At 70.2% G+C, this 20,278-nt stretch carries 15 protein-coding genes; 8 read left to right on the top strand and 7 right to left on the bottom strand.

Features of this window, described 5'->3' with window-relative positions; translation table 11 throughout:
• The first annotated feature begins 209 nt into the window (after window positions 1–209).
• Window positions 210–3,059 (top strand): AAA family ATPase, encoded by a 2,850-nt coding sequence (locus AQI88_RS30990; RefSeq protein WP_067005464.1) that lies wholly within the window; start codon window positions 210–212, stop codon window positions 3,057–3,059.
• A 138-nt stretch (window positions 3,060–3,197) separates the two neighbouring features.
• Here the strand turns inward: AQI88_RS30990 and AQI88_RS30985 are convergent, their stop codons facing one another.
• The gene (locus AQI88_RS30985) at window positions 3,198–3,593 is read right to left on the bottom strand and encodes a nuclear transport factor 2 family protein (RefSeq protein ID WP_067005461.1); all 396 of its coding nucleotides are present in this window, start codon (window positions 3,591–3,593) and stop codon (window positions 3,198–3,200) included.
• 578 nt (window positions 3,594–4,171) lie between these two features.
• Between AQI88_RS30985 and AQI88_RS30980 the strand changes: the two genes are divergently transcribed.
• Genes AQI88_RS30980 through AQI88_RS30960 form a run of 5 tightly spaced genes read left to right on the top strand, consistent with a single transcriptional unit; the run spans window position 4,172 to window position 11,508 of the window.
• Window positions 4,172–5,434, top strand: coding sequence for a phenylacetate--CoA ligase family protein (locus AQI88_RS30980; protein WP_067005459.1), 1,263 nt, complete (start codon window positions 4,172–4,174; stop codon window positions 5,432–5,434).
• Complete coding sequence (locus AQI88_RS30975; RefSeq protein WP_107118714.1) at window positions 5,431–6,717, top strand: MFS transporter; 1,287 nt, start codon at window positions 5,431–5,433, stop codon at window positions 6,715–6,717. Before AQI88_RS30980 ends, AQI88_RS30975 begins: the two co-directional genes overlap by 4 nt.
• Window positions 6,714–7,850: a GNAT family N-acetyltransferase gene (locus AQI88_RS30970; RefSeq protein WP_067005457.1), complete on the top strand. Its 1,137-nt coding sequence runs from the start codon at window positions 6,714–6,716 to the stop codon at window positions 7,848–7,850. Before AQI88_RS30975 ends, AQI88_RS30970 begins: the two co-directional genes overlap by 4 nt.
• Window positions 7,847–9,007, top strand: coding sequence for a LuxE/PaaK family acyltransferase (locus AQI88_RS30965; RefSeq protein ID WP_067005455.1), 1,161 nt, complete (start codon window positions 7,847–7,849; stop codon window positions 9,005–9,007). The genes AQI88_RS30970 and AQI88_RS30965 overlap by 4 nt, the downstream gene beginning before the upstream one ends.
• Window positions 9,004–11,508, top strand: a complete 2,505-nt coding sequence (locus tag AQI88_RS30960) for an acyl-CoA reductase (protein WP_107118713.1) — start codon at window positions 9,004–9,006, stop codon at window positions 11,506–11,508. The genes AQI88_RS30965 and AQI88_RS30960 overlap by 4 nt, the downstream gene beginning before the upstream one ends.
• Before the next feature lie 47 nt (window positions 11,509–11,555).
• On the opposite strand, the gene AQI88_RS46160 is transcribed toward AQI88_RS30960, so the two are convergent.
• Both AQI88_RS46160 and AQI88_RS30955 read right to left on the bottom strand, forming a co-directional pair.
• Window positions 11,556–11,726 (bottom strand): hypothetical protein, encoded by a 171-nt coding sequence (locus AQI88_RS46160; protein WP_159050444.1) that lies wholly within the window; start codon window positions 11,724–11,726, stop codon window positions 11,556–11,558.
• A gap of 250 nt (window positions 11,727–11,976) precedes the next feature.
• Window positions 11,977–13,005 (bottom strand): Lrp/AsnC family transcriptional regulator, encoded by a 1,029-nt coding sequence (locus AQI88_RS30955; RefSeq protein ID WP_079057930.1) that lies wholly within the window; start codon window positions 13,003–13,005, stop codon window positions 11,977–11,979.
• 192 nt (window positions 13,006–13,197) lie between these two features.
• On the opposite strand from AQI88_RS30955, the gene AQI88_RS48605 reads away from it, so the two are divergent.
• Together AQI88_RS48605 and AQI88_RS47150 are read left to right on the top strand one after the other, a co-directional pair.
• Window positions 13,198–13,728, top strand: coding sequence for an amidohydrolase family protein (locus tag AQI88_RS48605; protein ID WP_167357490.1), 531 nt, complete (start codon window positions 13,198–13,200; stop codon window positions 13,726–13,728).
• Complete coding sequence (locus AQI88_RS47150; RefSeq protein ID WP_279616583.1) at window positions 13,725–14,963, top strand: amidohydrolase family protein; 1,239 nt, start codon at window positions 13,725–13,727, stop codon at window positions 14,961–14,963. Before AQI88_RS48605 ends, AQI88_RS47150 begins: the two co-directional genes overlap by 4 nt.
• Window positions 14,964–15,002: 39 nt before the next feature.
• Here AQI88_RS47150 and AQI88_RS30945 read toward each other — a convergent pair whose 3' ends face one another.
• From AQI88_RS30945 to AQI88_RS30930, 4 genes are read right to left on the bottom strand one after another with little or no spacing between them, the layout of a single operon-like run.
• Window positions 15,003–15,578 (bottom strand): cob(I)yrinic acid a,c-diamide adenosyltransferase, encoded by a 576-nt coding sequence (locus tag AQI88_RS30945; RefSeq protein WP_067005453.1) that lies wholly within the window; start codon window positions 15,576–15,578, stop codon window positions 15,003–15,005.
• A gap of 34 nt (window positions 15,579–15,612) precedes the next feature.
• The gene (locus AQI88_RS30940) at window positions 15,613–16,521 is read right to left on the bottom strand and encodes a phosphotransferase family protein (RefSeq protein WP_067005451.1); all 909 of its coding nucleotides are present in this window, start codon (window positions 16,519–16,521) and stop codon (window positions 15,613–15,615) included.
• Complete coding sequence (locus AQI88_RS30935) at window positions 16,514–17,758, bottom strand: MFS transporter (protein ID WP_159050443.1); 1,245 nt, start codon at window positions 17,756–17,758, stop codon at window positions 16,514–16,516. The genes AQI88_RS30940 and AQI88_RS30935 overlap by 8 nt, the downstream gene beginning before the upstream one ends.
• On the bottom strand, window positions 17,755–20,265 hold the full coding sequence (locus tag AQI88_RS30930) for a lantibiotic dehydratase (RefSeq protein ID WP_067005447.1): 2,511 nt from the start codon (window positions 20,263–20,265) through the stop codon (window positions 17,755–17,757). Before AQI88_RS30930 ends, AQI88_RS30935 begins: the two co-directional genes overlap by 4 nt.
• Between the last annotated feature and the right edge of the window lie 13 nt (window positions 20,266–20,278).

Raw genomic sequence — 20,278 nt, 5'->3', positions numbered from 1 at the left:
TAATGTTTCTTGGGTTAATTCGGACTCTTGGCCACTTTTAGTGCCCCGCCCCGCCGGGTGAGGATGGGCAGCCACCGGGCCCGGCGCAAAAGGAGACGTACGTCAGACGGCCGCCGACGCCGCGACGCCTGGTAATCCCGCAGCGTGCGCACTGGCCGGCGTGCTTCTCCTTGATGCGGGCACGGGTTGCGCAACGGTCAGGAGGAACCATGACGCCTCTCGTGGAACGCACCGCGGAGCTGCGGGCCCTTGATTTCGTCCTCGGCCAGGGCTTCGAAGGGAACGGCACGGCCGTACTGATCGAAGCGCCCGCGGGCACCGGGAAGAGCACGCTTCTGGCGGAGGCCGCCGCACTGGCCCGGATGCAGGAGGCGCGGGTGCTGCGGGCCCGCTGCTGCCCCCGGGAGGCCCGGGTACCGTGGGCGGCTGTACGGCAGTTGCTCGATCCGCACCTGAGCGACGAGGACCACAGCCTGCTGGACGGGAATCAAGCCGTGCCGCCGCCCACAGGGCACGAGGGCGGTACCCCGCCCGTCGACCGGTTCCATGACCTCTACCTGACCCTACTGCGGCTGTCCCGCCGCGCTCCCCTGGCACTGCTGGTGGACGACGCCCAGCACGCCGATGATCTCTCTCAGCAATGGCTGGCCTACCTGGCACGCCGCTTGCACGGCGTCTGCATCGCCCTGGCCGTGGCCACCCGGACCGCTTCCGGCGCCCCCGACGGTGTGCTCACGGCCGAGCTGGTGGCCTGTCCGGAATTCCCCCGCCTGCGCCCGCGGCCGCTGTCCGGGCAGGGCACCGCGCACTACCTGGCCGACCGGCTCGGCCAGGCCCTCGGGGAAGAGACCGCGGCACTGTGCCACAGGGCCGCCGGGGGCAACCCCGCGCTGCTCGACGCCGTGGCCGAGGCCCTCGCCCGCACCGGCACCCCGCCCTCGCAGATCACCCAGAGGCAAGCGGCCGGCGTCTGCGATCGCGCCCTGCTGCGAGCCTTGCCGCTCTTGTTGAACCGTCACGCTCCCGCGGTGGCCGCCGCTGCCACCGCGGTCACCGCCCTCGACCGCGTTGCCGACCTGCCCCTGCTGGCCCACACGGCCGGGATCGATCTGCCGGCCGCGGAACAGGCAGTCACCGCCCTGGAGGACGCCGGACTGCTGCCCGCCGGTCCGCCCTGGCAGCCGACCAACGCGGTCATCACGCAGGCGCTCACCGCGCAGGCCGACGAGCACACACTCGACAAGCTGCGCTCCCGGGCAGCCGAGGCACTGCGCGATCTCGGTGCCGGTCCCACGGAGATCGCAGACCTGCTTCTGCGCACCACCCCGGATGGCCGGCACTGGCGGGTGCAGGTGTTGCACGAGGCAGCCCGCGTCGCCGGCGAGCGCCCCGATCCGCCCGCTGCGCGCGCATACCTGCGCCGGGCCCTGGCGGAGCCTCCGGCGGACAGCTACCGCCCGGAGCTCCTCACTCTGCTGGGCATCACCGAGGTCCAGCTCGCCCCCGGCTCGGCCGTCGGCCACCTGCGCACGGCCCTTGAGGGGGAGGAGGACATCGGCGTGCATGCTGCACTGGTGCCTCACCTGGCCGAGGCGCTGGCACGCACCGGGCGCGCCAAGGAAGCCGTAGCCCTGCTGGACAAGCTCGCCGGCCGGATCGGCGAGGACGACCGCGAGACGCTTTACCGCCTGTGGGCCCAGGGCATCCTGGTGCTCCTGGAGGAGACTCCGCACATGGCTGACGCTTGGGTCGCCCACGCCAACATAGCCGACAACGTGGCCGGCTCAAGCCCCGGACAGCGCCTGCTGCTGGCCGCCCTCGCCCTCAAGACCACCCTGACCGGACAGTGCGCCAGCACCGCCGCCGGTTTCGCCGACCGGGCGCTGGCCCGCCGCGAGCCGAGGGAGGAACCCGCCCTCACGGCCGCGTTCGCGGCGACCGCGCTGCTGCACGCCGACCGCCTCACCGACGCCGCGCACTGCTGCGACCAGCTCTTGGGCGACGACATGCACGACCAGCCGGCCCCCTTGCGGTCCCTCTTCATGGCCATGCGCGCCAAAATCGCCCACCGCATGGGCGACCTGGCCTCGGCCCTGACCCTCAGTCGGCAGGCCCTCGCCCTGGCACCTCCCGGGCAGCGGTACCAGCCTTACGTCACCGCTCAGGTCATCAACGCCCTGATCGACCTGGGCGAGACCGAACAAGCAGAGCATCTCTGTCGCACCTCCCACCAAGGCCCCGCCGGCAACCACTGGAGCTGGGCGGTTCTCTACGCCGCCCGGGCTCGAACCCACCACACCCACAACCGACATCACACGGCCTTGAGGGAACTCGACGCCTGCGCACGGCAGATGCACAACGGCGGTTACGACAACCCTGCTCTCGTACCCTGGCGCTCCCACGCAGCACTTGTCCACCAGCGCCTCGGCGACGACGAAACCGCCATGAACCTGGCCGAAGCCGAGCTCGTGCTCACACGGCGCTGGGGCAGCCCCCGCACGATCGCCACCAGCCTGCGCACCATCGGCCGCCTGCAGACCGGCCCCGCGGCCGTGACCACCCTGTCCGAAGCCGCCGCACTGCTCCAGGCCACACCCGCCCGGCACGACCTTGCCCGGACGCTCACCGACCTCGGCGAAGCACTTCACGCCACCGACCGGGGCACAGAGGCACGGACAGTGCTGCGCCAGGCGCTCGACCTCGCGGACGCCTCGGGCGCCGCGCCTCTGTCGGAGCGCGCCTACCACGCGCTGCTGGCCACCGGAGCGCGCCCCCGCCGTAAGCGTCAGTCGGGTGTGAAAGCCCTCACCGAACGCGAACAGCGCATCGCTGCCCTTGCCGCCGGCGGCATGGACAACCAGGCCATCGCCACCACGCTGTTCGTCAGCCGGCGGACCGTGGAGTTCCACCTCACGCACGTCTACCGCAAGCTCGCCATCGACGGCAGAGCCGATCTGAGCACCGCGCTGGCCACCGGCCAGATTCCCCAGCAGGACCCAGCAGCCTCCCGACGCGCCACCCCTCAGAGCAGGCCGCCTTCCCCGGACACCGTCAGATAGCCTCCCCGAATCGCTGGAGCTGCAGCCGGAAGCAGCCGCAAGGAAGCCGTGCGGCGAGCCGCCTTCATCGCGCAAGGTGCTGGAGGTGGCCAAGCGGCCCTCGGCCACGGGTTCCACCAAGCTTGATCAGCTGACCGGTCAGGGCGCGGTGAAGAAGGAGCTCATGCCGTCGACGTCCGACAGGTAGCTGTCGATGGCGGTGATGCGGCCGTGGCGCATGGTCAGCACGGTCGCGAGGTACTCGTCGAGCCTGCGGCCGTCGGGGGCGGTTGCCGTGTTGTGGAGCGAGAGGGCGGCGCCGTGTGCCCCGACGAGTACATGCAGCAGCTCGGTGTACAGCCCCTGGCCCGCGATGTGCCGCGCCCGGTCCACGACCGCGTCGGCGCCGTGGATGGTGCCGGAGACAGCGCCGGTTCCCGGCATGGTCCACGTGATGTCATCGGCCAGCAGGTCACGCAGCGTCTCCCAGTCTCGGGCTTGGAACGAGGTGAGGAAGCGCTCGGCGATCGTAAGCGCGGCGCTGTTTGTGGACATGGGTCTCCGATCTCTGCACTGACTCTCGTCAATTCCCCATCGAACCTAGGCGGTTCGCCCCAGCCGCATGCCCCGGCAGCCTGGTGCTCTCACCACCCGCCAGTGCCGGAGCGGGCCAAGAACAGCGCCGGCGTTTTCGAGGAAGGCCGCTCCACCGCCGGTCAGAATCAGACGATCTCGCGGCAGCTGACAGTCACATGAACCGCCTCCCCTCATCCTCCTCTCGGCCAAGCCTCGAGATTGTCCTCGGCTCTCATTCCATAAAGGCCACTTGCGGAACACTCAACAATTCCTTATAGAAAGGGTTTTCATGTGACAGTCGTCTCCGGTTCCGAGGGAACCAAAAGCAGCCACAGCCCGTCCCCTCGCGCACCGAAGCCCCCTGCTCACATGGCCAGTTAGCGCAAGCCCGTCCCGAATATTGAGATATCCTTCTGCTCCGGGCGCCCCGATCATCGCGGTGCACCGTTGATTCACATCTCAACGACAAGGCCTTCCTCCGTTCCGGAGCGGCCCCACTCGTCGTACCGCCGTCGGCCTTTTCCATTCCGACGGTTCACGCCTTCGAGCAGGAATTGATGCCGGTTCAACCACTCGCGGAGCTCATACGCTTCGCGCGCCACAACTCGCCTTTCTACCGTGAGCTCTACGCTCACCTTCCCAGTCAGGTGGCACGCCTCACGGAGCTTCCGGTGGTGCCGCAGGCCGACTTCTGGCGGGCCAACTCGCCCCGCGACAACAGACTGCTGACCGCCCCGCTCCACGAGGCGGTCGTCTTCCGCAGCGGTGGCACCACCGGATCCCCGAAGTTCTCGTACTACACGCGCAGGGAATGGCGGGAGTTCACCACGGCGTTCGGCGCCGGCCTTGCCCATGCCGGGCTGCGGCCGGGCCACCGGGTCGCCGACCTGTTCTACGCGGGTGACCTGTACGCCAGTTTCAGCTTCGTCCTGGACTCGCTGCACCGTTCCCCGGTGGCCAACGTCCGCCTCCCCATCGGCGGTGCGGCGCCCTGGGAATCCACCGCGGCCACCCTGGAGGAATTCCAGGTCCAGGTCGTCGCCGGAACGCCCACCACCCTGTGCTCCCTCGCCGAGCGCCTCACCTCCGCCGGCCGGTCGCTCCCGGACGTGGAGCTGCTGTTCTTCGGCGGTGAATGCCTCTTCGGCGACCAACTCCCGCTGCTTGAGGGCGCGTTCCCGAAGGCGCAGGTGCGGTCCCTCGGCTACGCGAGCGTGGACGCCGGGCTGCTCGGGGAGGCGGTACCCGGCGGTGACCCGCGTGTGCACCGCGTGTTCACCCCGTACACGGTGGTCGAGATCCTCGACGACGAGACCGACCAGCCCGTCACCGGCGACGGTGTTCCGGGGCGGCTGGTCGTCACCGACCTGCGCAGACGGCTCATGCCGGTGCTCCGATATCCGGCCGGTGACCGGGCCGAGTGGGTGGACCGGGACGCCGGTGTCTTCCGCATCCTGGGCCGCGCCGAGGAGGGCGTGCGGGTCGGTCCCGTCTCCCTCTACACCCAGGACGTCCACGACATCGTCATGGCTGCCGACACGGCCGGTGAGGTGACGGGGCTGCAACTCGTGGTGCGTCGCAGCAACGGCCGGGACGGCTTGGTGCTGCGGCTCGCGACGGCTGAACCCGGGGACGGGAACGCCGCGTTGGCAGATGCCGTCGCCGCCGCGGTCCTGGCGCAACGCCCGCTCTATCGGAGCGCGACCGCCGCCGGTCACGTCAATCCGCTCACCGTCCAATGGGTGCGGCACCAGGACCTGGCCGTCAACTCCCGTTCGGGCAAGCTCATCCGTGTCGTCGACGAACGGCCGCACTCATGAACGCGCTGGGGTCACGCGCACGCCGTCTGCCCCTCGTGCTGCGCAACCGGTCGTTCGGCCGGGTCTGGGCCGGTCAGCTCCTCACCCAGGCTGCGAGCAGGATGTTCCAGGTCGGCGCGGTCTGGTGGCTGGTCGGGTTCGCGGGCGGCCGACACCGCGGGCTCGACTCGGGCCTGTTCCTCATGGTCAGTACGCTGCCCGCGGTCGCGCTCGCCCCCGTGATTGCGCGCGTCGTCGCACGTCACGCCCACCGGACGGTACTGGCCGGCGCGGCGGCCGTAGCCGGCGCGGCGGCCACGGCGGCGGCCGTCCTGGCGCAGGCCGGGGCGCTGCCGATGGCCGCGATCTACGCAGTGGGGCTGGCGCTGGCAGCCTGTCAGGCGCTCTTCGACCCGTGCCTGACGACGTCGGTGCCGGAGCTCGTCGAGGACGCCGACATCGAAGCGGCCACCGGATTCGAGCTGTCCACCCAGTCGGTCGCCGGGCTCGGCGGAGGACTGCTCGGCCCACTCGCGGTCGACACAGGCGGACTCCCGGGCGTCGTCGCCGCCTGCGCGGTCGCCTACCTGTTCGCCGCCCTGCTGGTCCTCTCGGCACGCTTTCCGCACGCCACGACGCGGGCACACGGACCGGCGAGCGGCACGGCGCCCGCAGCGCGGTCGCTGCGCCAGGTCCTGGCCGGACTGCCGTTCATCCGCCGGGTACTGGTCTGCTTCGCCGCCGCCAACGTCTTCACCACCGCTGTCTACGTCGTGATGCCGCTCTACACGCGGGGTGTGCTGCACTCCACCGGCTCCACCGTGGCCTCGCTGGAGGCGGCGCTCGGCGCGGGCACGCTCGTCGGGTCCTTCACCGGTGCCCGCGTTCCGGGGCGCCCGGTCGCCGTGGGCAGCGTGTGTCTGACCGTGATGGCCGGGGCTCTCGCGATGCCGGGGCTGGTCGCCGGGCACGCCGTTGCGTTCGGTGCGCTGTGCGTCGTCGGCTGGTGCGTCGGCGTGATCGGCGTCCGGTTCGTCGCGCTGTTCCAGCGGCTGGTGCCCGCCGACGACAAGCCGGAGTTCTTCGCGGTCATGCAGGCGCTGCTCGGTGCCACGTTCCCCGTGGCCTCACTCGTCTTCGGCGCATTGGGTGACCATCTGACGGCCCGCACGCTCTGCCTGGTGCAGGGCGCAGGTCTCGTGCCGGTCGCGCTGGCGCTGTGGTGGCTCGGCGGTCGGGCGGACGCAGACGGGTCGCAGGCGTCCGCCGCGCAGCCCCTCGCACGGGCGGGAGAGACATCGTGAGTGTCGTCGTCTCCCCCGCCGCGGTCCAGGACATCGCGGAACTGCGGCAGTTGTACTTCGAGGTGTACGGGCACGGCTATCCGGTACCGCTCGGCAGTGACCCGGCCGTGATGCGCCGGCTGATCACCGACGGCACCGCGCACTGGCTCACCGCCCGCACGCACCGCGGCGACCTCGTCGGCTCCGCCGTCGTGCAGACCGATCCGGGCAGCCGCATCGGCAAGCTCGTCGGTCTCGCCGTACATCCCGGCCACCGCGGCGGCGGACTGGCCTCCCGGCTGACCGGCGCCGTCTGCGATGAGGCGTTCGGCACCGGCCGCCTCGACTCGGTGTACGCCACCGTCCGTGTCGTCACCGAGGGCCCCCAGCACGTCGTCGTACGCAACGGTTTCCGGCCGCTCGGTCTGATGCCCAACGCGGTGGAGGTCGAGGGGTGCGAGAGCCTCGCGCTCTTCGCCCGCTACGCCGAGGGCGTGCTGGATCGCCGGGCCCCCGTCGAGCGCGTGCCCGAACGCCTGTCGGCGCTGCTGTCCGCCGCGTCCGCCGGCATTGGCATCGACTACGCCGGTACGGGACTCGTCCCGGATCGCGGAGCAGCACGCTCCCTCTCCGGTGCCGCTCCCATCGAGTTGATCGCCGCCCCGGCCTTCGTCCGGCGCCGCTTCCTGGAGCGTTTCCCCGACGCGGGCGACCGCTTCTTCCCGCTGCACACGCCGAACGCGCTCCTGGTGGCGGCCGACGGTGGCTTCGAGGCGTACGCCGACCTCGACCCGGTGGCGGGCAGCTGCGCCCTGGTCGCCGTTCATCCGCGCCCGGCCGCGGTGGCCGGCGCGCTGGAGGCGCTGATGACCATGGTCACCCGGGCCGGCGCGGACTACGCCGAGACGCTGCTCCCCCTGGCCGACACCGAGGCGCTGGAGGTCTTCCTCGCCTCAGGGTTCGTGCCGAGCGCGGTCTATCCGGCGATGCGCCGTATTCACGACCGCTTCCACGACTACGTGGTGCTGTCCCGCACCAGTCGCCAGATCGACTTCCGGACGACGGCCGTCAGCCCCTTGCTGCAGCCGTACCTCGGCGCCTACCTGAGCGCCTGGACCGCCACCTACCTGCCCCTTCACGAGGTGTCCCGATGAACCCCCATCTCGCTCCGGTCGAGGTCCCCGACCCGGCGGCGCTCGCTCACGTGCAGCGGCTGTGCGACCTGGCGGAGCCCTACGCGGTCGGCGCCGACGCGCTGTTCGCCGCGGCGATGGCCGAGTCCAACGCCTGGCACGCCCGCCGCTCCCCGTTCTTCGCCGCCCTGCTCCAGGATCCGCCCGAGGCTCCCGCGCCCACGGTCGGCGAAGGCGTGCGCACCCCGCTCGTGCCCGCCGCCTTCTTCAAACGCCACGAGGTGCTCTCGGTCCCCCGCGACGAGGTGTTCCTGCATCTGACGTCCTCGGGCACCACGGGACAGAAGTCGCAGATGTTCTTCGACGAGTGGACGATCCGCTCGGCGCAGCGCATGGTGGCCCGGATCTTCGACCACTACGGCTGGATCACCCCCGACCAGCCGGTCAACTACCTGCTCTACAGCTACGAGCCCGCGCCGTCACTGAAGCTGGGCACGTCGTTCACCGACAACTACCTGTGCGACTTCGCCCCGGCCCGGCACACCACGCACGCGCTGCGGCACACCGGCTCCGGCCACGAGTTCGACGTGCACGGCTGCATCGCGGCGCTCCAGCGCTACGCGGAGGACGACGTGCCGGTGCGCATCCTGGGCTTCCCGGCCTTCCTGCACTTCACCCTGGAACGGATGAGGGCGATGGGTCTGCCGCCGCTACGGCTGCCCGAGGGATCCCTGGTGGTGCTCGGAGGCGGCTGGAAGGCCCACGCCGACCGGCAGATCGGCAAGGACGCGTTCTACGCCGACATCACCGAACGCCTCGGCATCCCGGGCGACCGTGTCCGGGACACCTTCGGCTCCGTCGAGCACTGCGTGCCGTACGTCGAGTGCGCACACCACCGGCTGCACGTGCCCGTGTGGTCACGCGCCGCGATCCGCGACACGGGGACGCTGCGCCCGCTGCCGTACGGAGAGCGTGGCTTTCTTCACCTGGTCAGCCCGTACATCACCTCCGTTCCGGCGCAGAGCGTCGTGATGGGTGACCTCGCCTCGCTGCACCCGGGCGAGGACTGCCCCTGCCCGCTGTCCACCGACTGGTTCACCGTGCACGGCCGTGCCGGGGTGAGCCGCAACCGCAGTTGCGCGGTCGCCGCCGCGGAACTGATGAAGGGAATGTCGTGACCACCTCCGCACTCCACCTCTGGCAGGGCGAGTTCATCGACGACACCGAGGCCGGCCGACGGCTCGCCGGGCTGGCGGAGCTGACCGCGCGGGTCCTGGCGCGTCCGCTGCCCACCGACGTGGTGCTCGGCGCCTGCGCCGCGGTCAGCCGTGACCTGGCCGATCCCGGCTCCGCCCTGTACGGCCGACTGGCCGGGCAGCTGACCGCCGCCGAGGCCGCGGCCACCTTGGCCGAACTGGCCGGCGCACTCACCTGGCAGGCACTGGAACGCAAACTGCGCCGGGAGCTGGGCGGGCTGCGGCCGGAGCGGCTGACCCGGCCGGACGGCCGCGAGACGGTGTACGAGTCCTGGGCGCCCGTAGGCCTGCTGGTGCACATCGCGCCCGGCAACGCCGCGGCCGTGGCTCCGCTGAGTGTCGTCGAGGGCCTGCTGGCAGGCAACGTCAACGTGCTGAAGACCAGCAGCTCCGACACCGCACTCGCCCAGGGCCTGCTCGCCGCGCTCGGGGACGCCGACCCGACCGGGCTGATCTCCGAGCGCGTGGTGGCCCTCCGCTTCCCGTCATCGCGCCAGGACTGGCTCCAGGCGCTGTGCGGGCAGGCCGATGCGATCGCCGCCTGGGGCGGTGAGGACGCCGTACGCGCGGTGAGCGAACTCGCACCGCCCGGCTGCCGGGTGGTCGAGTGGGGGCATCGGATCTCCTTCGCCTACCTGACCCGGCAAGCGTGGGGCGACGACAGCATCCTCGACGCGCTCGCCGAGGATGTGTGCCGCTTCGAACAGCAGGCCTGCTCCAGCCCGCAGGTGGTGTATCTCGACACTCCGGACGCCGGGGAGGTCTTCGCGTTCGCCGGGCGGTTCGCCGAGCGGCTGGCGAAGGTGTCCGACGCCCGGCGCGCGCCGCTGCCCGGACCGGCCGAGCAGGCGGAGATCACCACCGTGCAGCAGCTTGCCCGGCTCGAACAACACCTCGGTCTCACCCGCGTGTTCGCCGCCGACGACGGTTCCTGGCGGGTGATGGCGGACACCCGGCCGGCGCTCGACGCCTCCCCGCTGCACCGCAGCGTCTGGGTGAAGCCGCTCCCCCGGCACACGGTCACGGCGACACTGCGACCGATGCGCCGCTATCTGCAGACCGCTGCCGTCGGCGGCAGCCGGGCGGACGTGGCCGAGCTGTCACGCGCCCTCTTCGCCGCGGGGGTCACCCGGGTCACCCCGGTCGGCTCCATGCTGGAAGGCTACGAGGGCGAACCGCACGACGGTGTCTACGCGTTGCAGCGTTACAGCCGTCGGGTGAGCGTGCGCGCGCCCGGCGAGGAGTTCCGCTCCGTCGCCTGTCTGGACGACCTGGTGGCGCCCCCGGTCCTGCCCCCGGCTCCACAGGCACCGCTGCTCGGCAAGGAGGGCGTGCAGCGCGCTCTGGCCTCGCTGGACCCACGCCACGCCCACCTGTACTTCCGCAGCGGGGGTTCCACGGGCACGCCCGCCCTGTCGGTGTTCACCTGCGACGACTACGACAACCAGATGTGCGCCGCAGCCGACGGACTGCTCGCCGCCGGCTTCGACCCGGCCCGTGACCGGGCGGCCAACCTGTTCTACTGCGGCGGGATGTACGGAAGCTTCATCAGTTTCTTCTCCATTCTGGAGCGCCTGAACGCCACCCAGATCCCGATGGCCGCAGGTCCCGACCACGCCATGACCGCCGAGGCGCTGGTCACCTATCGGGCGGACACCCTCTTCGGTATGCCGTCCTACCTGTGGCAGCTGTTCCACGCCGAGGCGGACCGGCTGCGTGCCTACGGCGGGATCAGGAAGGTGTTCTACGGCGGAGAACACTTCACCGCCGAGCAACGCCGGGTGCTGACCGAGGAGTTCGGCGTCGAGGTCATCCGTTCCGCCGCCTACGGCAGCACCGACCTGGGGCCACTGGGCTACCAGTGCACGGCCTGCGAGGGGTCGGTCCACCATGTGCTGACCGACCTGCACACCCTGGAGATCCTCGATCCGCACACGGACCGGCCGGTCGTACCGGGCGAACCGGGACGGCTGGTGTTCACCTCCCGTACTCGTGCCGGGCAGCGGCTGGACCGCTACGAGATCGGTGACCTGGGTCGCACGGTGGAGGGCGCGTGCCCGTGCGGCAGCCACGTGCCGCGGCTGGAACTGCTCGGGCGCTACGGCGACGTCGTGCGCGTCGGCACGTACTTCGTCAACTACCGGCGCATCCTGCGGGCCGTGCAGGAACGCCTCGGCTACCACGGTGAGATGCAGTTGCTGGTGGCGTCCGGCTCCGACCGGGAAGTGCTGACGGTCCGGCTCGACGAGCAGTACGCGAGCGACCCCGAGGCCGCGCGGGAGGGCCTCGTCGCCGAGGTGACGGAGCTGGCCTCGGCCGAGGCGGAGGGCCTGCTGGCCTTCGCCGTGGAGACCGTGCGCAGGGAGACGTTCGAGCGCACCGCCACCAGCGGCAAGCTGCGCACGGTCATCGACCTGCGCTAGCCGCGGCACCGTGTGGGCGACGGGCAGGGCTCCGACGCCCACACGGGCTAATGGACGATGCGCGCGACAGCCCCGTCTTCGGGGTCCCCGTACTCCAAGATCAGCTGCGCGTCGCTCATGCGGTCGACTTCTTCGCATCGTTCGACGGGAAAGATCACGTGGGTGTTCTTGTCCGTCCAGTACTCCACCACGCGGTGTGTGTCAGTGGCTCGGCTCATGCTCTGCTCCCTTGCGGCGCGTGGGGTTCAGGGTGCGTGTGTGCACGTCGAGGGGTCAAGAGGAAATGGGGGTTCCGTTTTGGCTTGCGGAAGCGTACGTTCCCCTTACCCCGCGTCGGCGCCCTCCAAGGCGTCGGCCCGCCGGTCCCGGGACGGCGGGCCACGCGGGGGCCAAGAGCCTTACGGCGTGGACGCTCCTGCATGCTCCACGGCGTACGAAGGCTACGATCACAACCGCCCGCGCGGCCCCTTACGCGCCCGCGGGATCACTCCCCAGATCGTCCGCGCACGCCTGCGACCTGCCGCGACCTGCTGTCCGTCGATGAGAGCGGCGTGTGAGGCCGGTGCGTTTGGCCGTTGCCAGGAGCGGGGTGGTGTCGATGGCGGTGATCCCGCTCAGCGGGCCGATCGTGGTGACGAGGAAGGCATAGAGGGCGTCCAGGTCGGTTGCCGCAACGGCTACCAGGAGGTTGGCGGGGCCGGTCGTTGCGGCCGTGAAACGAACCTGCGGATGGACGGCGAGGGTCTCGGCGGTCTCCTCCAGCGCGCCGGGCTGCACGGTGATCCACAGCAGAGCCTCGGCGTGTACGCCGAGCAGCGCGAGGTCCACCTCGGTGGCGAGGCGAACGACCTGGCCGCTCACCAGTGCGTCGAGCCGTCGGCGGGCGGTGAGTGCCGTGGTGCCGGCACGGCGGGCGAGTTCGGTGTAGGTGGTACGGCCGTCCTCGGTGAGGGACGCGATCAGCGCGCCGTCGATGTCGAGCGGTGCGGGTCGTGCGACACGTGGTGCTGGGGCGAGGCGGGCCGTTTCCTCAGAGGAGAGCAGGCCGGCGGTCCAGCGGAACGCGGTGGGGAAGACACGCAGCAGGGTGTGGGCGGTCCAGGAGTGCACGGCGTCGGTGGCGGGCAGGTCACGCAGTAGGAGGGTGTTGCAGGCGTCGGGACCGTCGAGGAAGAAGACGGCGGAGATCTCGTCGCCTCCGCCGAGGATGTCGACCCAGATGGTGTCGTCGCGGCGCGCGAGGGCGCCGGCCACCTCACGGATCTTGTTGGGGCGGCAACGGATGCGCAGGGCGATGGGAACCAGGTCCGGGAAGTACACGGGGTTGCGGACGACGGTGGCGCGCAGAGTGCCGTCGGCGTACAGAGGAGCGGCGCGGCGTACGACGGTGCGCTCCGAAAGTCCCAGGACGCGACCGACCTCACGCCAGGACGCGCGGGGCGAGGCGAGGAGAACGGCCACGATCCGGCGGCTGGTCTCGTCGAGTGACTGTCGCATGATCGGCATCATAGGTCGCATCCGTGTCAGGTTTCCTGTGTGAACAGCCGCTGAATGTGCGGTGATCTGCGAAGACCCGTACAACCGACTGGTGGGCGGAGCGGGCGGCCTGTGGGCTGCCGTCGTGTTCCGGTTGTCCCGGCCCCGCTGCCCGCTGCGTAGGAGAGCGTCGAGACGATGCGGGAGAAGACCATGACTGATCACGGTGCCGATCTGTTGATCAGGGCTGCCGCGGTGCACACGCTGGTGTCCGGCCAGGACCCGCAGCGGGCCTTGGCGGTGCGGGGCGATCGCATCGCCGCGTTGTCATCGGACCCGAAAGGCCTCGATGCCTGGGTGACCGCCCGCACCCGGGTCCTGGACCTGCCCAGGGCCACGGTCCTGCCCGCGTTCGACGACACCCACACCCATCTGATCTTCGCCGGCCACAGCGCGCATGACGTCCCGGTGCACCGGGCTCGCACCATCGGCGAGTTCCTGGACCTGATCCGGCACCGGGCCGCCACGACGCCCGAGGGCCGGTGGATCCGCACGACCACCAACTGGCAGGAACTCAACCTGGCGGAGCGTCGCATGCCCACCGCCGCCGCCGAACTCGACCAGGCCACCGACCGCCACCCGGTCCTGGTCAAGCGCGGCGGGCCACAACGACGTCGTCAACACCTACGCACTGCGTCTGGCGGGGCATCACCGAGGACACACCGGTCCCGGCCGGCGGCGTGATCGGCCGCGACGCCGACGGCCGGCTCAACGGCCGGCTGATCGACAACGCGCTGGGCCTGGTGGAGCGGCTCGTCCCCGCGGAGGGTCGGGCTCGGCGCATCGACGGGCTTCGGCTGGCCAGTGGTCGGTATGCCGCCACGGGGATCGGCACCGTCCGCGACTGCGCGGTCTCCCTCGACGACTACGCCGTCCTGCTGGCCGCCCGCGAGGCAGGCGCGCTCAGCACCCGGGTGCGCGCGCTGATCTCGGCGATCGGCCTGTCCAGCGCGGCCGAGGTGGAGGACCTGCTCGATGCCATGGAGGACTGGCGCTACTGCGCCGATCCGTGGCTACGGGTGTGGGGGGTGAAGTTCGGTCTCGACGGGGGGCTGGAGGCGGGAGCCACCGAGGAGCCCTACGCCTGCGACCATGCCTTCTCCGGCACGCTGACCTGGGAGCCCGACGCACTGGTCGAGGCCGTCGAAGCGGTGGTCCGCCGCGGTTGGAGGGTCGGCACCCACGCCTACGGCGACCGTGCCGTGCGTATCCTCCTCGATGTCTATGAGCGCGTGCTGAGGAACAATCCCGGCCTGCCCGCGGGCACCCTCGTCATGGAACACGGCGGCCTGGCCGGCCCCGAGCAGCGGGCCCGCGCCGTCGCGTTGGGCATCCCCGTCACCATCCAGCAGCCGCTGCTGCACGACACGGCCGAGGTCGAGCGGGGATTCTGGGGCCCGGAACGAGTCGCCGCGCTCTTCCCGGCCCGGGAATGGCTCGACCAGGGCGCACTGGTCACCGCCGCCCACTACTTCGCCGACCTGCGCGCCACGGTCGCCATGGTCTTCCGAACCTGGCCCGTCGCCCGCGAGTACGCCAGCACACCGTGCCTGGCCACCGCCCTCGACACGGAGTACACCTCCCGCATCGCGCAGGCCGAGCCACTGCTCAACACTGCGGGCAAGAAGAAGACGTCCAAGCCCTACACCGCGCCGCCCACGGACCCCCTGGCCGCTGGTGCCGTTCTGGACATCGCCGTACAGCTCCTCCAAGCCTCCGACCCACATGAAGCGCGAAAGCGTCTGACGCCGCTCGCCCAGCATCTGCGCGATGCCGACCGCGCTCTCAGTACCTACTTGCGGCGTCCCACGTGGATCTCGAAGCCGTTGAGGAACGCTGTCAGTGACGACTGGCCTGTGGGCAAGCGCACTCGGAGGCATTCGCGGGATGTCTCGACAAGCTCTTCCACTTCGCGGTAGGAAGGCCGCTCCGTCTTTCCTGCCAGACCAACACGTTTCCTACCGGTTGGCGCCCGGCTGCCAAAGGACGTCCCCTCGGGCGACGTTGGCCTGCCGGGCGAGGATGAAGAGCAGGTCGGAGAGCCGGTTCAGATACTTCACCGTGTTGCTGTTCATGGTTTCCCCATGCTCTTCCAGAGCGGCCCAGGTCGCGCGCTCGGCACGGCGCGCCACGGTTCGGGCCTGATGGAGGAAGGCGGCACCGGGAGTTCCACCAGGGAGAATGAAGCTGCGCAGCTTTTCAAGACCCTCGTTGAACCGGTCGCACTGCTCTTCTAGAAACTCTATGTACGAGTCCTCCACGCGAAGCGAGGCCGTGTCGCCCCCGGGTTCCGACAGGGGCGTACAGAGGTCCGCGCCTACGTCGAACAAGTCGTTCTGGATCCGCACCAGAAGAGTGGCGATCTCGTTGGAGAGGTCTCCTGCCGCGATGGCCACGCCGATCGTGGAGTTCGCCTCATCCACGTCGGCGTAGGCCGCAAGTCTCTTGTCCAGCTTGCTCGTTCTGCTCATGTCACCGAGGGCGGTCGTGCCGTCGTCTCCCGTCTTCGTGTAGATACGGGTGAGGTTCACCATGGCTACTCCAAGAGGTTCGAAGTGAAATGAGTGTTTACGCGTGACGTGCGATCACCCTGAGCGCGAGTTCTCGTGCGTGGTCGGCTGCCGCGGGTCCGCGGCTCGGGTCGGGCGCCTCGGAAAGGAAGACGAGAGCCAGCATCAGTGCGGCGTCCAGTCGGCACACCATCAAGCACGGATCGCTGTCGGGCGGAACCGTTGCAGTCCTCGCGTATCCGCTGCGGATCGCTTCCACATCGAGCTCGTTCTCCGGATACCGGGCGTACTCGACAAGGCGCCCGAACTCCACCGAGGGAGACCCGAGCAGGGCGTTCGACCAATCCAGCAGGGCGACGGTCTGCCCCTGCTGTCGTCGGATGTTGTCGCTGCGGACATCGAGGTGCAGGAGGCTGGCCCCGGTGAGGCTGGTGAGATGTCCGGTGACGAGGGACGCGTCCGGCGGTTCTGGCCAGTCGTCGACAAGGTGGCCGATCTCGGCCCAACGGCGCCCGATACGTGCGGTGATCGCACTCGCCGTAGGCAATCCCTCCGACGCGACGGGCGTCAGACGCGGCGGCGGCACCTGATGAAGCCGCGCGAGGAGCTGCCCGAGCGCGAAGGAGTCGAGATCCGATCCGTCGTCGGGGACATATGCGGACAGCAGTACGTCGGGGGACGCCGGCTCGTCCGCCAGGACGAGTTCCTTCGCCTCTGCGACCGGCAGACCATGGGCGGTCAGATGCCTCGCGATCTCGTACTCCTGAAGGAGCAGGGCCCGGGTGTCCACATGGGGGTCATTGGCGTTCGAGTCGAATCGCCGGTGCGCGAGACGTAGTGCGACGGGCTGCCCGTCGCGCCCCTGCGCCCGGTAGACGGAGAATTCCAGACCTTTGCCGACCAGTTCCAGGCCGCTCAAGCCCCACCGTTCGGCCAGGCTGTCCAACTCGGCGAATCGCTCACTCATCATGTGCACCTTCGGGGGTCTTGCGGTCGTCGGTGATTCTGCTGTCCTTCAGCAGGGTGAAAGAGATGGGCAGGCACATCACCAGTGTGACCGCGCCGCCGGCCGCGAAGGCCGTCTGCGGTCCCGCCGACGTGCTCAGCCAGCCGAAGATCAGCGCGCCGAGGGGCATCGTCCCCCAGGCGAACAACCGATACACGCCCGTTGCCCGGCCGAGGAGGCGATCCGGGATGAGTTCCTGCCGCAGGGAGACAGCCACGACGTTCCAGACCATGAGGCCGAACCCAGCGGCGCAGTATCCGACGGTGACCACGTACACGCTGTCGGTTGCTGCTACCGCCAGACCTCCCACACCCATCAGGGCCAGGTTTCCGATCAGGGTAGGGACCCGGCCTATCGCTCCGGTCATACGGCTTGCAACCATGCTGCCGACCACGCCCCCGGCAGCTCCGGCGGCCAGCAGTGCCCCGTATGCGGCGTCCGGGAGCCCAAGCACGTCGCGCACCAGGATGACGAAGACGGCGATTTGCCCGAGGTACACAGCGTTGATGACGCCCGCGGAGAGAGTCAGGGCGCGCAGCAGAGGGTCACGCAGCACGTGGACCAGGCCCTCGCGGATGTCGGTCAGGAGCCGCGGCCTGACCGTGGACCGCTCGGGCTGCGGCCCGCGAACGCGGGTCAGCAACGCTGCAGACATCAGGAAGGAGAGTGCGTCGAGCAGGAGGGGAATCACCCTGCCCACCACGAAGAGCACACCGCCGAGCACATGTCCCAGCAGATCGCGGCCCACGGTCTGGACCGCGAAGAGTCGGCCGTTCGCCGCTTCCAGCTTCTCCTTGGGAACGATGCTCGGCAGCAGCGCGAAGGACGCGCAGTCGAACAGCACCTCCCCGACACCCAGCAGGAACGCTGCGGTCAGCAGGGGCCAGAACGTCAGCCGGCCGCAGGCAAGCAGCACTACGGTGACGATCAGCGTCAGGGCGCGCAGTAGGTCGGCGATGACCATCAGGCGACCGCGCTCGAACCGGTCGGCATACGCTCCCGCCGGCAGGCCGAACAGCAGCCAGGGCACCGTCGTGGCCGCGGTGACCGCGGACACCTGGAACGCGTCGTGCAGCAGCGCGGCGGACAGCAGCGGAAGGGCGGCGAAACGCATGCCGTCGCCGACCGCCGACGCGCTCGCGGCACCGATCACCCGGTGATAGCCGGAACTGAAGCGAAAGGTGGTGTGTGCGCTCACCTCGGGCCCCCCGGTGAGAACACGGCGCACCGCAGCTCGCTGGTGTAGCGATGACCGTGCACGCTCAACCAGCGTTGGCTGGGCGTGGGCAGCATTTCGGAGATCTCCAGCGTGCCGTCCTTCCGTGCGGCCAGTCGGCACAACTGCCGTACTAGGAGCGGAGCCTGCCAGTCGACGTAGATCGGCTTCGGCTCACCGGGGACCTTGGCGAAGACGTGCCGGGGCAGGCCGAGCTCTGAGTGCAGCCGGCAGGCCGCGACGAACTCCGCGGCCTCCTCCCCGCCCGTCTGCCCCACGGGGCCGTCGAAAGCCGCCGCACCACGCAGGCGCGCGGCGGGGATCCGCCAGGTCTCGCGTTGCAGGACGACACGGCCGCATCGGATACGGGGGATGTGCTCCAGGGTGGGGGCGTCCAGTCCCGCCCCGCCGAAGTGACGCGGGAAGGCGAACGGGGAGAGCGGGTCCTGGCGGATGCTTGGTCCGCCGGCCGGGGGCGCCATGAGGCGCAGCCTGCCCTCGACACCGCGGGCACGCAGTTCCAGCCGCCCGTTACGCAGCACGACGTACAGCTGGGAGGGCTGCACCACCCGGTCGCGCGACTGCCCGGAGCGGCCGTAGACCTCCAGGTCGTAGCAGGGGTAGACGAGCTGCGTCGACGACTTGTCCGGGTGGCCCCGTGACAGGTTGGCGAGGACCTCGCCGTCGTCGAGCAGGGACAGGTAGCCCTCGTAGACCTCTGGCAGCAACTCCGGGGCGCGTTCCTGGATCAGGGGGCCGAAGCTGGTGTGGGTGATGACCTCCCGGACGGCGTGGCAGTCTCCGATCACTGCGGTGAACCGGCCCTCGCGCAAGGCTCGGCGGCTCGTGGCAGCGAACAGCACGTCCGGATCAACGACCGCCGCAGGTGTACGGGGATGGGCGGTAAGGATCGCCTGCATCCGGTCCCGTTCCACGACGACCTCCGGCCGGTCCACACCCCCCTCCCCCAGCAGCGCGTCGGTGATCACCCGGTCGAGCGCCGCCAGCTCGGCCTCAACGGTGGCGCACTCCTCCTCAAGGGCGTGCCGGTCCCGGAAGAACTCCGAGTAGAGGCGGTCCAGGGGGACCTCGACATCGGCGCCGAAGCGCTCCGCCACCCATCGCGTGAGAATGGCGAGCTCACGCCGCATGCGCAGCCGTGGACGCGCGAGCACGGTCTCGTACACGATGGACAGTTCGTCCGTGATGAAGCGGGCGATGTCCGGGCCGATGGTCAGGCCGGCCGGCTCGCCGTGGGCCTCCTCGAACAGGATGCTCCGGTCGGCGTAGTGCAGGCCGCTGTTGCGGTTTGCGGCGGTTCCCGTCAGCTTCTCGAACCTGGCTTTGGCCGCGGTCAGCGCGGCCGGGCGCTCGGCGAGGGGCAGCTTCGCGAAGCGGGCCAGGTCCTCCTCGAAGTGACCGATGGCCGAGAGTATCGGTGCGGCCTGTTCCGGTGGAGCGGAGAGCAGTTGTCGGCGCAGGGCGGCCAGGGGCTCATGGTCGCCCACGGGGATCTCGAACTCGGCAACCACCCATTCGCGCGCGACCAGCTCCTTCAGCACCTGGTCGAAGGGGACGGGGGCGTGGGAACCGAGCTCGGTGTCCCACTCCGAGCGCAGCTCGCGAAGCGTTCGTTCGCCGTCGCAGCGCTGCCACAGCCATGCCTCGTGCGCTGCCACCTGCCTGCCTCCGAGGTGCTGGAAGTTCCAGTCGGTGTCCAGCCCGTCCCGGGTGGTGAACGCGTAAAGGTCGATACGGCCGTCGCGCAGGAAGGACAGCGGGCGCCTGCGAGGACATACGAAATCGAACAGGCCGGGGACTGCCGCGGCGCTCTGGGCGAGCTTCTCCGCGGCCCAGTGGCTGAAGAGCGCCCTGCGCTCCATCTCCCGTTCCGAGGTCCATGCGATGCCCGGCACGTCCCCGACCCGGCCCACGGTGAACGGTCCGAAGTGGGAGTGGGTCTCGTTCTTCGTCGTCACCCGCTGGAGGTACATCGTGAGCAGATCGGTCATTCTTCGCGTGTGCCGACCCATGTTCCCCTGGAAGGTGTCGAGCCATGCGGCAAACTCCGGATACGCAGCGTCGTTCGACAGCAGCAGGACTTGCCGCAGGCGCTCGTCGCCGAATGCCTCGGCCACGGCGGTTCTTGCGCGGTCCAGACGGGTGCGGTGCCGTGCGGTAAAGGCCCCATGTTCCCTGGCGAACTCCTCTGCGGACGTCTGGTAGGTCTGCAGGGTGCGCGCCGCCTCATCGGGAAGTGCTGTGGTGGCACGCCGCAGTTCACGGCCGGGCAGCGGCCGTAGCTGGCCCACGCGCGCCGCCAACTGCGGACAACCGGGGACCTGGTGCTGCCGCAGCACGGGCTTGAGGTCCCGCGCCAGCGAAGTCAGCCGGCTCCTGCTCTCCAGGAGAGCGTGGGCCTCGTCGACGGAGGCGGTGTCCACGAGGGGGGTGAGCGCCTCCATCGGAAAGCCGGCCTGCCGGAGCACGACGATCGGTACA

This window comes from Streptomyces cellostaticus (assembly GCF_001513965.1).
Classification (GTDB): Bacteria; Actinomycetota; Actinomycetes; order Streptomycetales; family Streptomycetaceae; genus Streptomyces; species Streptomyces cellostaticus.
Note: the sequence above shows the minus strand (reverse complement) of the source record. Positions and strands in the feature narration are given on the sequence as shown.

What these genes read in the sequence shown, in the direction of transcription:
- AQI88_RS30955 (WP_079057930.1), bottom strand. Translation starts at nt 13,005, where the DNA reads ATGCGACAGTCACTCGACGAGACCAGCCGCCGGATCGTGGCCGTTCTC.
- AQI88_RS48605 (WP_167357490.1), top strand. Translation starts at nt 13,198, where the DNA reads ATGACTGATCACGGTGCCGATCTGTTGATCAGGGCTGCCGCGGTGCAC.
- AQI88_RS30985 (WP_067005461.1), bottom strand. Translation starts at nt 3,593, where the DNA reads ATGTCCACAAACAGCGCCGCGCTTACGATCGCCGAGCGCTTCCTCACC.
- AQI88_RS30990 (WP_067005464.1), top strand. Translation starts at nt 210, where the DNA reads ATGACGCCTCTCGTGGAACGCACCGCGGAGCTGCGGGCCCTTGATTTC.
- AQI88_RS30940 (WP_067005451.1), bottom strand. Translation starts at nt 16,521, where the DNA reads ATGAGTGAGCGATTCGCCGAGTTGGACAGCCTGGCCGAACGGTGGGGC.
- AQI88_RS30975 (WP_107118714.1), top strand. Translation starts at nt 5,431, where the DNA reads ATGAACGCGCTGGGGTCACGCGCACGCCGTCTGCCCCTCGTGCTGCGC.
- AQI88_RS30945 (WP_067005453.1), bottom strand. Translation starts at nt 15,578, where the DNA reads ATGGTGAACCTCACCCGTATCTACACGAAGACGGGAGACGACGGCACG.
- AQI88_RS46160 (WP_159050444.1), bottom strand. Translation starts at nt 11,726, where the DNA reads ATGAGCCGAGCCACTGACACACACCGCGTGGTGGAGTACTGGACGGAC.
- AQI88_RS30980 (WP_067005459.1), top strand. Translation starts at nt 4,172, where the DNA reads ATGCCGGTTCAACCACTCGCGGAGCTCATACGCTTCGCGCGCCACAAC.
- AQI88_RS30965 (WP_067005455.1), top strand. Translation starts at nt 7,847, where the DNA reads ATGAACCCCCATCTCGCTCCGGTCGAGGTCCCCGACCCGGCGGCGCTC.